The 13,006-nt window shown below is 69.6% G+C and carries 8 protein-coding genes and 1 rRNA gene; 3 read left to right on the forward strand and 6 right to left on the reverse strand.

Translation table 11 applies throughout. The annotated features are described in order from the left end of the window. The 6 genes from BLR03_RS14585 to BLR03_RS14610 form a co-directional block, all read right to left on the reverse strand. Positions 1-99: ribosomal RNA gene (locus BLR03_RS14585) — 16S ribosomal RNA — on the reverse strand; the annotation flags it as partial. 956 nt (positions 100-1,055) lie between these two features. Then, positions 1,056-2,981 carry an allophanate hydrolase gene (gene atzF, locus BLR03_RS14590; RefSeq protein ID WP_091253837.1) on the reverse strand — a complete coding sequence of 642 codons (1,926 nt, stop codon included), beginning with the start codon at positions 2,979-2,981 and terminating at the stop codon, positions 1,056-1,058. Then, complete coding sequence (gene uca / locus BLR03_RS14595) at positions 2,978-6,829, reverse strand: urea carboxylase (RefSeq protein ID WP_091253840.1); 3,852 nt, start codon at positions 6,827-6,829, stop codon at positions 2,978-2,980. The genes atzF and uca overlap by 4 nt, the downstream gene beginning before the upstream one ends. Beyond that, positions 6,826-7,509: an urea amidolyase associated protein UAAP2 gene (locus BLR03_RS14600; RefSeq protein ID WP_091253843.1), complete on the reverse strand. Its 684-nt coding sequence runs from the start codon at positions 7,507-7,509 to the stop codon at positions 6,826-6,828. Before BLR03_RS14600 ends, uca begins: the two co-directional genes overlap by 4 nt. Continuing rightward, on the reverse strand, positions 7,506-8,387 hold the full coding sequence (locus tag BLR03_RS14605) for an urea amidolyase associated protein UAAP1 (protein WP_091253846.1): 882 nt from the start codon (positions 8,385-8,387) through the stop codon (positions 7,506-7,508). The genes BLR03_RS14600 and BLR03_RS14605 overlap by 4 nt, the downstream gene beginning before the upstream one ends. Positions 8,388-8,471: 84 nt before the next feature. Continuing rightward, complete coding sequence (locus BLR03_RS14610) at positions 8,472-9,989, reverse strand: amino acid permease (RefSeq protein ID WP_091254018.1); 1,518 nt, start codon at positions 9,987-9,989, stop codon at positions 8,472-8,474. A 251-nt stretch (positions 9,990-10,240) separates the two neighbouring features. On the opposite strand from BLR03_RS14610, the gene BLR03_RS14615 reads away from it, so the two are divergent. The 3 genes from BLR03_RS14615 (at position 10,241) to BLR03_RS14625 (ending at position 12,887) form a co-directional block, all read left to right on the forward strand. After that, complete coding sequence (locus BLR03_RS14615) at positions 10,241-10,915, forward strand: TetR/AcrR family transcriptional regulator (protein ID WP_091253849.1); 675 nt, start codon at positions 10,241-10,243, stop codon at positions 10,913-10,915. Between the two features lie 224 nt (positions 10,916-11,139). Then, complete coding sequence (locus BLR03_RS14620) at positions 11,140-12,378, forward strand: glycosyltransferase (RefSeq protein ID WP_091253852.1); 1,239 nt, start codon at positions 11,140-11,142, stop codon at positions 12,376-12,378. A 161-nt stretch (positions 12,379-12,539) separates the two neighbouring features. Further along, positions 12,540-12,887, forward strand: coding sequence for a DUF6176 family protein (locus tag BLR03_RS14625; protein WP_091253854.1), 348 nt, complete (start codon positions 12,540-12,542; stop codon positions 12,885-12,887). The last annotated feature ends 119 nt before the right edge of the window (positions 12,888-13,006 follow it).

Here is a 13,006-nt window from a genome sequence, read left to right on the forward strand (position 1 = left end):
CCACTAATCCCCGGTGCAAGCACCGGATCATCGTTCGACTTGCATGTGTTAAGCACGCCGCCAGCGTTCATCCTGAGCCAGGATCAAACTCTCCGTTGAAGTAAAACAAAAACGAACACACCCGGCACCCCCGGGAAAACGGGAGAAACCGGCTGCACAAAATTTGAAACCAGCTGTAAAAACCAGACCACACCACGGGGTGGCGCAACCTGGCAAAACAACCAATCCATAATAAATTGGTATCAACAAACTTGGCACACTATTGAGTTCTCAAACAACAGACACACCCGGCACCACCACAACCAACAAACAGTCGCGGATCGCTCCGGAGCAACTTTTCAAACTTACCCGATCTCGGGAGCGTTTGCAAATTCGCATTTCTGCGATCTACATTCTCTCGAAAAGGTCCCCACCCTTATTCGGCACGCTAATTTGCGAACCATTTTCAGGCTGTTTAGAAGGGGGTCGGTCGCTTTCTTTCCGCATCAGCGGCGGCGACTCGAATTACTTTACACGCCGCGAGGACCCTGCACAAATCGGCCCGCAAAGGCGTCCCCCGGCGTCATATTCCCCGGATCCACGCGGAATCCGGCCGCATCACCGGCCCTTCCAAAACCCCAGAGGCCAAGCCTTGCCCCTGTGGGCTGCGTCACCTACGCCGTACCCGGCGCCACGATAGCGTCGGGCAGCGGCTGCCCGACGCGTCACTCCACGGCTGCTTAAGTCTCGGGTGTTGGCGGAACTGCGGAATATGCGACGTCACCCGGCAGCAGCCAGGAATATTGCAGTTCCGCGTCACGGGTGGCACCCGTCACCTCCCCTGCGCGACGCGGGGCTGCCGTAGCGCGCATCGCGGCCCACCATGTCTTAACGTTCAGCATTGCCGTTCCTTTCGACCGATATTGCGATGGGCTGGAAGACCCGGACCAGCCGGCCGTACAGGCCTCCCCCGGCGGTCCCCTCGGGCGGGCCCCTGAAGGCACTCCCCCGGCAGGCCTCCGCCGGGCGGCGCCATGAAGCCGGCCCCGTGAATCTGGCCAAGTGCCGGCTCACGGCTACCTCCGCTTGGTACCCGGCTGCATCCCTCGTGTGAACCCGGTCAGCAGCACGTCAGCGACGGTGCCGTGCGATCCCTGACTTCGCGATCCGTCCACCAGGGATGCCTCACCGCGCGGTCCCTCACCAAGCATTTCCAAGCCCGGGGCCGCCTGCCCGGCCGGAGAGGCGGCCATCGCAGCCAGCCAGTCGCCGTACCTGGTGATGTCCGTGCCGTTCGTGGCGGCCACAGCGTCGCAGGCAAAGCCGACGGCGCTGGACCCGTCGCTCAGGCGTACAGAGCCAAGAAGCATCGGCTCGGGCAACGCCGACAGGAATTGCCCCAGTGCCGCCTCGGAGAGAAGCCAGCGCTCGGCCACCAGTTCCGCCCCGTCCTCCGAGCGGTACACGCCGGGTTTCGGCGGCTGGGTGTCCAGCGAGACCATGCGGTAGCGTGCCGCCGTGCGCACGTGCCCGGCCCAGGAGGCTCCCAGGGTTTCGAGTTGGTGCGCCAGCGGCTGGCCCTTGCGGTGCGCCCCCACCACAACCAGGGGTACCGAGGAGACGCCGGCACGGACGGGCCACGGCTCTCCCTCGGGCAATTGCCGGGATGGAGCGGCTCCGGCCGCGAACTGCGCCGGGGGCGGCGGTGGGGTTTCAATCCTGCGGGCGATGTCGGCCACCACGGCGTCGTCGAATGTGCGGCCCACAACGGTGAGCCCGAACTGAGCCCCCTCCACCTCTCCGGCGGGTACGGCGACGGCACACAGATCGAAGAGGTTGCAGAAATTCGTGTAGGTGCCCATGCGCGAGTTCACGCCCACGGGGTTGGCCGCGACGTCCGCCAGGCTCGGGTGGAACGGCGCGGTGGGGACCACCAAGGCGTCGAATCCCTCCAGGAGCGCCATCGCCTGCCGCTTCAGTCCGTCCAGCCGGGCGGTGTCCGTAACATAGCTGTGTGCCGGTACCTGGCCGGCACGGCGGACGATTCCGGCGACCGTCGGATCCAGCCCGGCAGGATTTTCTGCAGTGTCGCCGGCGGCGTCGACGAAGGCCCCGACGGCCGCGTAGCGTTCTGCGACGAGCCCGCCATCGTACAGCAGACGCGCGGCCTGCAGGAAAACCTCGAACTCGATCGGCTCGGCGTCCACGCCCGCAGCCTGAAGCCTGGCGATCTGGCGGCCGAATTCGGCCGCCCACGCCTGCGGGAGTTCCGGAAGGCTGGACGGATAGGCGACGCGCGGCCGCTCGGGCGCCGCGAGCCGTACATCGGCGGGCCACGGGCGCGCCCCGCCAGCCATGATCCCCATGGCCAACTCAGCCGTGCCCAGGTCCCTCGCGAATATGGTCACGGCGTCCCAGGAGCGGCACGCCGGCACTACTCCGGCAGTGGACACCACGTTCAGGGTGGCTTTGATGCCCACGATTCCCTGGAGTCCGGCGGGGACGCGACCCGATCCCGCAGTGTCCGTGCCGATGGCGATGTCCGCCAGCCCCAGGGCGACGGCCACGGCGGAGCCGGAGCTGGAGCCGCCGGAGATACGGTCCGGGCGGCGCGCATCGCGGACCGCCCCGTGCGGGCTGCGGGTCCCCACCAGCCCGGTGGCAAACTGGTCCAGGTTTGTGGCCCCTACAACTACCGCGCCCGCTGCGCGCAGCCGGGCCACGGCCTCGGCGTCGTTCTCGGGGGTGTAGGCGAAGCCGGGGCACGCCGCGGTGGTGTCAATTCCTGCCACGTCGACGTTGTTCTTCACGGCGAGGAGCAGCCCGGCCAGGGGCAGGTCCGCGCCGGCGGCCACGGCGTCGTCAACGGCCGCCGCCTCGGCCAGCAGTTCGTCCGCGCCCCGCACAGTGATCCAGATTTCCGGCCGGCCGGAGGCTTCGATGGCGGCCAGCGCCGCCCGCACCCGGGCGGTCGCACTCGGTCCTTCAAACGTCGCCCTCATAGTGTGGCCTCTTCCAGTTCCTTGGTGTCCAGTTCCTTGGTGTCCATTTCCTTGCTGAGTTCCTCCGCGGAGGTCTCCACAGGCAGCCCGAGGACCACCAGGGCTTCGCCGCCCACCACTTGGGATCCGGCCACTGGCAGCACCTGCTGCACTACGCCGTCGCACGGGGCGGTCAGCACGGTTTCCATCTTCATCGCCTCCAGCGACACCAGCGGCTGGCCCTTCACCACGTGCTCCCCCGCGGTGACGTCCACCTTCCACACGCTGGCGGCGAACGGCGCGGACACCAGGGTGCCGCCGTCGGGGACCACCAGCTCCCCGGGCTCGGGGACGACGGCGGCTGCCGCGTCCGCGCGGTCGAACTCGCCGGCGTCGGCCCAGGCCTGACGTTCGACGGCGAAGGCCGCCGCCTGCTGCTCGCGGAACACCGCGATGGACTCGCTGTTCCGGGCCAGGAAGTCCTCATGGTCGGCAAGGGAGAAGGTGCCGTCTTCGATGTCGACGCCGCGCCCGCGGCCCGCGGCCATGTCCGCCCGCAGGTCCAGCAGCTCTTCCGGGCTGACCGGGTACCAGGAGATGCGGTCGAAGAACCGCAGGAGCCAGGGAGAGCCCGGTTCGAAAGGCGCGGAATCGGCGTAGCGGGACCACACCTGGGTGGTCCGGCCCACGAACTGGTAACCGCCGGGTCCTTCCATGCCGTAGATGCACATGTAGGCCCCGCCGATTCCCACGGCGTTTTCCGGCGTCCAGGTCCGGGCCGGGTTGTACTTGGTGGTGACCAGGCGGTGGCGGGGATCCAGGGGTGTGGCCACCGGGGCGCCCAGGTACACATCGCCCAGGCCCAGGACCAGGTATTCGGCGTTGAAGACGGTGTCGAAGACATCGTTCACGGACTCCAGGCCGTTGATGCGCCGTATGAATTCGATGTTCCACGGGCACCAGGGGGCGTCGTCCCGGACGCCGGCCATGTAGCGCTGGATCGCTTCGCGGGTGGCCGGATCGTCCCAGGACAAGGGCAGGCGGACGGTGCGGCTGGGCACCACCAGCTCCGAACTGGCCGGCAGGGCGGCTTCGATGTCCTGCACCAGGCCCAGGAGCCGCGGGGCGGGGAGCACCGTGGGGTCGATCTTGATCTGCAGGGACCGGATCCCGGGCGTGAGGTCCACGATCCCCGGCATGCGGAGCTCCTCGAGGTGCTGGTGAAGGGCGTGCACGCGGGCCCGCAGGCTGAGGTCCAGCACCATGTCGCCGTATTCCACCAGCAGGTTGTCATCGCCGGAGCGGCGGTAGGTGACCGCGGGCCGTCCGGGTCCTTCCGGCACCCGGCCCAGCACGCCGTCGTCGCCGTCTCCCCGGCGGATACCGGCGGGCTGCAGGGCCCTGCCGGAATTCAGCCCGGCGGACGGCAGGGCCGCACCGGACTTCAAGCTGGCGGCGGCACCGCCGGCGGGGCGGGACCAGCCGGCGTCGCCCGGCAGCACCAGCTGCCGGCCGGGTCCCAGGTCCTTGGCCGACGGCGCCTGGCGGGCTTCCACCGGCACGAACCGGACGGTGTCGCCGGGACGGAGCTGGCCCAGCTTCCAGCGGTCGGCAGTCACCACGGTCACGGGGCAGACGAAGCCGCCCAGGCTGGGGCCGTCCGGGCCGAGCAGGATGGGCGTGTCGCCGGTGAAGTCCAGGGCGCCGACCGAATAGGCGGTGTCGTGGATGTTCGACGGGTGCAGTCCCGCCTCGCCGCCGTCGCTGCGCGCCCACCGCGGTTTGGGGCCGATGAGGCGGACGCCGGTGCGGGCGGAGTTGAAGTGCACTTCGTAGCTGGCGGCGTAGAGGTCCTCGATGTCCTCGCGCTGGAAGAACTCGGGGGCGCCATGCGGGCCCTCCACGACCGTCAGCTCCCACGCGGACGTCAGCACGGGCCTGCTGTCCAGCGGAACGGGACCCGCCTGACCTGGCGCTGCCGGCCGGGCTGCCGGCGCCGGATCCTCCGCGGTAGCCTCCGGGGCAGGAGCCGGGGCCACGGCCCGGAGCACATCCCCGGACCGGAGGACGCGGCCGCCGTGGCCGCCGAACTGGCCCAGGGTGAAGGTGGACGCGCTGCCCAGGTATTGCGGCACGTCGAGCCCGCCCTGGAACAGGATGTAGCCGCGGAGGCCGGAGCCTTCGGCGGTGCCGACGTCGAGCGTGCCTCCCGCGGGCACCGTCACCGGTTCCCAGGCGGGCACGTCCGTGCCGTCGACGGTGAGCGTGGTGGGGGCCCCGGCGACGCACACCGTCGTCGCGTGCGTGAAGTGCAGGCTGGGGCCGGTCATGGTGAACTCGAGCCCGGGTGCGCCCTCGGGGTTGCCGAGGGCCTGGTTGCCGAGCCGGAAGGACAGGTCATCCATCGGGCCGCTGGGCGGAACGCCTACCTGCCACAGACCGGCCCGGCCGGGCCAGTCCTGCACGGAGGTCTGCAGCCCGGGCCGTTCTACGGTGATCCGGGGTTCCGGGTCGCCGAGGTCGTTCAGCGTGCCGGTCGAGTGGGCGGCGTCGCGGACCACGTCCAGGGCCGTCACGGCCCGGAGCATCCCGAGGTTGGTCTCGATGCCGTCGATCCGGGTGGCCTTCAGCGCGGCGCCGAGCCGGTCGAAGGCCTGGTTCCGGTCCGTGCCGGTGGTGATGATTTTGGCCAGGAGGGGATCGTAGTTGGTGGAGACCTCGCTGCCGGTTTCCACCCAGGCGTCCACGCGCACGCCGTCGGTTGCGGGGTAGGCGGCGTTGGTGACGGTTCCGGAACTCGGCTGGAAGTTGCGGGCCGGGTCCTCGGCATAGAGGCGGGCTTCGACGGCGTAGCCGGAGACGGGGATGCTGTCCGGGCGCCCGGCCAGCACGCCGGCTGCCTCAGTTCCGCCCTGGGCCAGCCGGAGCATCCATTCCACGAGGTCGACGCCTGTGACGGCCTCCGTGACGGGGTGTTCGACCTGGAGGCGGGCGTTGACCTCAAGGAAGGACGCTTCCTGGCGGACCGGGTCGTAGACGAACTCGACAGTCCCGGCCGAGCGGTAGTCCAGCGATCCGCAGAGAGCCCGCGAGCTGCGGTGCAGTTCCTCCCGGAGCGCGTCGGGCAGATCCGGTGCGGGCGCCTCCTCCAGCACTTTCTGGTGCCGGCGCTGCAGCGAGCAGTCCCGGTCCCCCAGGCTGACGACCCGGCCGTCGCCGTCGCCGAAGATCTGTACTTCCACGTGCCGGGCGTGCTCGACGTAGCGCTCGGCGAACACACCGGCGGTGCTGAAGCTTGCACCGGCGAGGCGCGCTACCCGGGGGTAGCTCTCGGTGAGCTCGTCCTCGGTGCGGCACACGGTCATTCCGATGCCGCCGCCACCGCCCGTGGCCTTGAGCATGAGCGGGAAGCCGATGTCGCGGGCGGCGAGCACGGCCGCGTCGATGTCCGGAAGCAGGCCCGATCCGGCGATCATGGGCACGCCGGCCGCCCGTGCGGCATCCCGTGCAGTGTGCTTGGTGCCGAAGATCCGGAGTTGGTCCGGGGTGGGTCCGACGAAGACCAGCCCGGCGGCTTCCACGGCCTCCGCGAAGCCGGCGTCTTCCGAGAGGAATCCGTAGCCGGGGTGGATGGCGCCGGCACCCGTGGCCGCGGCCGCCGTCAGCAGGGCCTCGACCTTGAGGTAGGACTCCTTGGCGGGGGCCGGGCCCAGGAGCACGGCCTCATCCGCCAGCCTGACGTGGCGGGCGCCCCGGTCCGCCTCGGAGTACACGGCCACGGTGCGCAACCCGATTTTCCGGGCGGATTCGATGATGCGGCAGGCGATTTCGCCGCGGTTGGCGATCAGCAGGGTGTCGAAGCGGTTCACAGGGCAGCCTCCGGGCGGGTGACGATCATGCGGACGGGCGTGGGGTTGAAGCCGTTGCACGGATTGTTGATCTGCGGGCAGTTGGAGACCAGCACCAGGGTGTCCACCTCGGCCCGGAGGGCCACCCGCTTGCCCGGGGCGGAGAGGCCGTCCACGATCCCGAGGGCTCCGTCGGCGTCCACCGGAACATTCATGAACCAGTTGATGTTGGAGACCAGGTCACGCTTCCCCAGCCCCCAGCGGGACCCCTCGATCAGGAAGTTCTCCACGCAGGCGTGCTGTTCGCGGGTGTGCTGCCCGTATCGCAGCGTGTTGGATTCCTGCGAGCAGGCCCCGCCGATGGTGTCGTGCACGCCGACCTCGTCCGCCACCACGGTCATGAGCGGCAGGCCGGTGTCGGAGCGGAGCACGGAGCCGGTGGTCAGCACGATGGAGCGCTGCGCGGCGAGGGTGACGGCGGCGGAGTAGCGCACTGCCGTGTCGTCTGCCGCGTAGAGCAGGCAGTCCACCGCCTGGTTGCCTTCCAGGTCCACGATGGTCAGGACGTCCCCGCCGGCCACGACGGCGGACCAGGGACCGCGGGCTTCCACGTATTCGTCCAGGACGACGGCGCCGTCCGCGAGCGCGGTTTCCCTGGCAGTAGCGGCCGGGGGTGTCAGGGTTTCAGTCGCGGTGTTCATCGTTCGTTCCTTGCCATGAGGTCGTGGTCAGTGTTGTTCAGGGCCTGCCGGTGTTCGGGGGTCAGCGGCCCGGTCAGGAGCCCCTCCTCGAGCAGGCCGAGGTCGTCCGGGGCGTGCCAGGCGACGACGTCGACGGCGGTTCCGGTGAAGTCCGGCCGGGGGTCCAGGGGGTGGGCGGTATTCGCCAGGAGCACCACGGCGTCCATGTGCAGGAGGATGTCGACGGCGGCACCGGCGCCGGCGGCACCGGTGAACCGGATGCTGCCGTCCGGGTCCACCCGGATGCCCTTGAAGAGGGAGAGCGACGGCGCCACGTCCCGTGCGCCCAGCCCCTGCTTCAGCGCGGCCACGGTCAGCAATTCGCGCCCGGCGGGCGAGCTGCTGTGGGCCGTCCCGGCGCCGTAGCGGGCAGTGTTCCCGGCCAGGGTGGTGGTGCCGGTCAGGGCGTCGTGGCGGGCTGAGGTGTCGGCCACGATCGTGGCCATCAGCCGGCCGGCGTCGGAGAGCAGCGGGTGGCCGGCCGTGGGGTACGCCTGCCACGGGACCTTGACGGTGTCCGCCACGTTGAGCCGTTCGTGCAGTGCCCCGCTGCGGTAGAGCAGGACGTGGACGCAGGCGTCGCCGTCGGTGTCCGTGAGCCGGATCCGGGTTCCGCGGGCCAGCGGGAGGGCGGTGTAGCGGCCGAAGGCCACGGATTCGGCCCAGCTCAGGCGTTCCCTGGCGGCCTCGGGCAGGCCTGCGGTGTACCGCGCCGGGGCGGAGGCGGCCGGGACGTGCCGCATGGTGTCCGCAGTGTGGCCGTGCTGTTCCCGGGCGTGCGCGCGGGCGCCTGAAGTTGTGGATGTGGCGGTGGCTGGTGTTTCGGTGGTCTGTGTCATGTCAATCCTGGAGTGGGGCGTGGAGTGGCGCGGGCAGATAGTCAGGCGCTACGCGGTCAGAAGATGCGCGGTCAGGCAGTGGCGTCAGGCTTCGCTGCGGCTCGCGGACCGGGCGCTGGTGCGCCGGATCCAGAGGCCGAGCAGGAGCACGATGCCCACCATGAGCGGGGCGGAGTAGAGCAGGATGCCGTTTTCGCCGGAGGGGTCGTAGACCTCGGGCCGCGGCCAGGCGAGGTTGACCACCATGACGGCGCCGTAGAGCACCGCGAGGATGTTGACGGGCAGGCCCCAGCGTCCCAGGGAGAACAGCCCGGCGGGCATGGTCTGGCCCACCCGGTCCCAGTCGCCGCGGAGGCGGTTGAGGAGCTGCGGCACGGTGACCAGGAGGTAGGCCACGTAGACCATGACGATGCAGACGCTGCAGAGCGTGGTGAAGAGGGCGGCGTTGCCGACGTTGATGGCCAGCACACCGACGGCCAGGGCGCCGATGGCGATCGAGGGCCACATCGGGGTGCCGCGGGTGGGGTGGACCGAGGAGAGGAGGGCGGAGGCGGGGAGTTTCCCGTCGCGGGCCATGGAGAACACCAGGCGTGATCCGGCGGTCTGGATGGCGAGGGTGCAGACGAAGATGGCCACGGCCACGTCCACCAGGAGCACTTTGCCCCAGAAGGTGCCCAGGACGGCGGTCAGCACGTAGGGCAGGCCCTCGGTGGCGAGCCGGCCGTCGTAGAGGCTGGGGGCGGCCATCAGCGCCGTGATGATCATGAGCGCCCCGCCGATGCCGGAGATGAGCAGGGCGGAAAGGATGGTCCGGGGTGCCGTCTGCCGCGGGGACTTGGTCTCCTCGGAGAGTTCTCCGGCCGAGTTGAAGCCCACCATGACGTAGGCGGCCATCAGGCCCGAGACCATGAACGCGCCGACCGCGCCGAGGTCGGATCCGGCCAGGACGGTGGTGTCCATCACGACGTCGGGTCCGCGCTGGGCGGCGGTGAGGAGCGCCAGGATCACGGCGGCGACGCCGACGATTTCACAGGTCACGCCCACCGAGTTCACGTGGGACATCAGTTTGACGCCCAGGGAGTTGATCACCGTGGTGACCACCAGCAGGATGGCCCCGAGGACGACGGCGTTCGCGGCGCCGGTGGTGGTGTTCAGGGCGGGGTCGCCTCCCACCAGCTGGAATCCGTCCCAGAGCTGGGGCAGCACCACCTGCATGGCGATGGCCGCTGCGGCGGCGGTGACCACCTGTGCCAGGGCCATGAACCAGCCGGCGAACCAGCCCACCGTTTCACCGCCGACGCGTCGGGCCCACTGGTAGACCGCCCCGGAGATCGGGTAGCGGGCTGCGAGCTCCGCGAAATTCAGGGCCACCAGCAGCTGGCCGATCAGCACAACAGGCCAGGTCCAGAAGAAGGCCGGCCCGGCAAAGGAGTAGCCGAACGCGAAGAGCTGGAAGATGGTGGTCAGGATGGACACGAAGGAGAAGCCTGCCGCGAAGGAGGCATATCGGCCCAGCTTGCGGTGCAGGGAGGGCTCGTAGCCAAGCGACGTGAGGTCTGCGTCATCCGTCTGCGCGGATGAGGGAAGAACTGTGGATGTCATCGGAATCTCCGGGGCTGGAACGGCGTTGGGGTTGATGCGTTCCGGCAAATGCAGCACTGGGCCCAACGCTGCGGAATACCGGTCACTTGATAGTTTTCCAGCCGGACATCCCGAACTCGTTTCACCCGTGTAAAAGGTGGATTGACGGAATATTTCCGTGGTGTTTCCCGAATCTCACCGGGTTTTGGGCCGCACCGCGGGCCCCGCCGGGATGCAAGGGCAGGGTCGCGCCGGGGTGCAAGAATGATGCCGTGACAACAACCGGCCCGGGGCGCCCCCGCAAGCAGCAGCCCTCCCGTCCGGGGGCCACGGCCCGTGACGAGATCCTCGATGCCGCCGCTGAACTCTTCACCACGCAGGGGTACGCCAACACCTCAACGCGCTCCATCGCGGAGGCCGTGGGGATACGCCAGTCGTCGCTCTACCACCACTTCAGCCACAAGGACGACATCCTCGAGGTTCTCCTGGCGGGCACGGTGGCCGGCGGTCTCGCCTTTGCCCGCACAGTCTGCGCCGGGGACGACGGCGACCGCGGCCCCGTGGCGGCGGCGGCGCGGCTCCACGCCGTCGCACTCTTTGACGGAACCCAGTTGTGCACCGCCCGCTGGAACCTCGGGGTGCTCTACAACCTGCCGGAGGCGCGCAGCGCCAGGTTTCACAGCTTCATGGCTGACCGGAAGGAACTCCGGGGCCTGTACCAGCGGCTGGGGGCGGAACTGCCCGCGAACGGGTGGGCGGGCACCAGCCAGAACGGGGATTTGGCGTTCCGTCTCGTGGAGTCGCTGGTGAACCTCCGCGCCGACGGGCTGAACACGCCGGAGTCCCCGCTGCAGGCGGCCGATGCCGGCATTGTCCTTTGCGGACTGGCGGACAGCCTTGTTGCGATCCGGGACCGGAGTGCGGAGCTCGTGGCGAGTATTGGTTGATGGTCGGCGGTCCCCACGTCCCTCAGCTGAAGGCGACGCAGGACCGGTTCCCGGCACATCACCTGTTCCGGCCGCGCCCGAACGACTAGCATTCAGCAGTACCGATGCTCTGAGTACCGGTACTGCTGTGTTCCCGCAGGACATGGCGGAGCGCTGCAGGAACCCGGGCAACAGAGCTGTCTGGGATCAGGGCCGCAGGACCCTAAAGGAGCCCCCGCGGGTTGATGCTTGAGGAGGAAGAGATGTCGGACTTCCTCTTCGCCACGCTCGACGCCGGCGGCAACCTCCCGCCGGCACTGGGGATCGGCCGCGAACTGCTGCGGCAAGGACACCGGGTCCGCTTCCTCGGGCACGCGCGGCAGGCGACGGCGGTGGAGGCCACCGGCGCGGAGTTCATCCCGTACCGGCACGCGGCCCCGCTGGATCTGGCCGTGCCGGCCGCGGCGCACCGGCAGTTCGCGGCCATGCTGTCCGCGTTCAGCGACGCGGGCATCGGCCGGGACCTCGTGGCGGAGGCGCGGCGGGAACCGCCCGACGTCGTCGTCATCGATTGCCTGCTTCTGGGCGCGATCGAGGCCGCCGCGACGGCCGGCCTGCGGCACGTGGTGTTGGTCCACAGCTTCTTCGCGTTCTTCGACGGCCCGTTCCGGCATGGCCCCATGGGCGCCGCGCTCTCGCTGAAGGGGCTGCCGCCGCGGCGCGTGATGCAGCAGGCGGAACGGGTGCTGGTCTGCGCGGACCCGGTCCTGGATCCGGCAGGCTCCTGGGACAGGGTGTCCTGGGAGAGCGCCCCGGACAAGGTGGTGTGGTCCGGGGCCGTGGTGGACGACGTCGTCGCGGCCGGTGCCGGGACCCCGTCTGCCGAGCAGCTGGTCGGCGTACCGCCCCCGTCCGCGGCGCCGTCGTCAGGGGTCTCGGCTGCCGGGACCCTGTCGCCCGGACCTTCGGCCGCTGGACCGCCGCGGGTTCTGGTGAGCCTGAGCAGCACGGCGTTTCCCGGGCAGCAGGAGGTGCTGCAAAAGATCCTGGACGCGGCGTCCGGGCTGCCGGTGGAACTGATCGTGACCACCGGTCCCGCGGTGGATCCGGCTAGCCTGTCCGTGCCGGGGAACGCCTCGGTGCACCGCTACGTCGACCACAACCGGATCATGCCTGACTGCCGCGCGGTCATTTGCCACGGCGGCCATGCCACTTCCATGCGCGCGCTGGCCCACGGGCTGCCGGTGATGGTCCTGCCGATGCACCCCCTGATGGACCAGCACATGGTGGGCAAGGCCATCAGCAACGCGGGGGCCGGCGTACTGCTGAAACGCACGTCGTCGCCGGATCAGATCGGCGCCGCCCTCGCGGCCCTTCTGGCGTCCGAGAGCCACCTGAAGGCGGCGGTGTACATCGGCAACCGCCTCCGCAGGGGCGCCGGAGCCAGGGCGGGTGCGCGGATCCTCGCCGACCTCGCCGGCTGAGCGCGGGGCGTGAGCCTGCCGCTCCAAGCGGCTGAGCCTGCCGGCACAAGCGGTGGAGCTTCCCGCGGCCTCTGTCCCGCCGTCGTCCGCAGGACTAAGATTCCAGCTGCACCGATGGGATTGCCACCGTGCTGAAACCGTTGCGTGGAAGGACATCTGTCATGGAATGCATAACGTGGTTCGCACCGATCCTGCCCGGGAAACTGGAGGCTTGGAAAGCACTCGACGCAGAGATGAGCGGGGCCCGGGCCGAAGAACACAAACGCTCACGCGAGCGCATGGGCATGACCCGGGAAGTCGCCAGCCTCATGCAGACCCCACAAGGGGACTTCGTCTGCCTGTTCCACGAGGCCGAGGATCTGGGCAAGGCGTTCCAGGCCCTCTCGACGTCGGACGATCCCTACGACGTGTGGTTCCGCGAGCAACTCGTCGAACTTCACGGCCTGACGCCGGAGATGCTGCAGGGCCCTCCCCCGGCCCAGCTGACATTTAACTACAAGGCAGGCTGAGCGGCGGCTGGCTGCCTCCGGGCCCGGGTCCCCGCGCTGGGGTCCCGGGCCGGCTGCCCCAACGCCAGCCGTCCCAGCAACGTCCAGCTCCTTTCCTGCCGACCGGTGCGTTGCTACGA

Source organism: Arthrobacter sp. ok909 (assembly GCF_900104405.1).
GTDB classification, from domain to species: Bacteria; Actinomycetota; Actinomycetes; order Actinomycetales; family Micrococcaceae; genus Arthrobacter; species Arthrobacter humicola.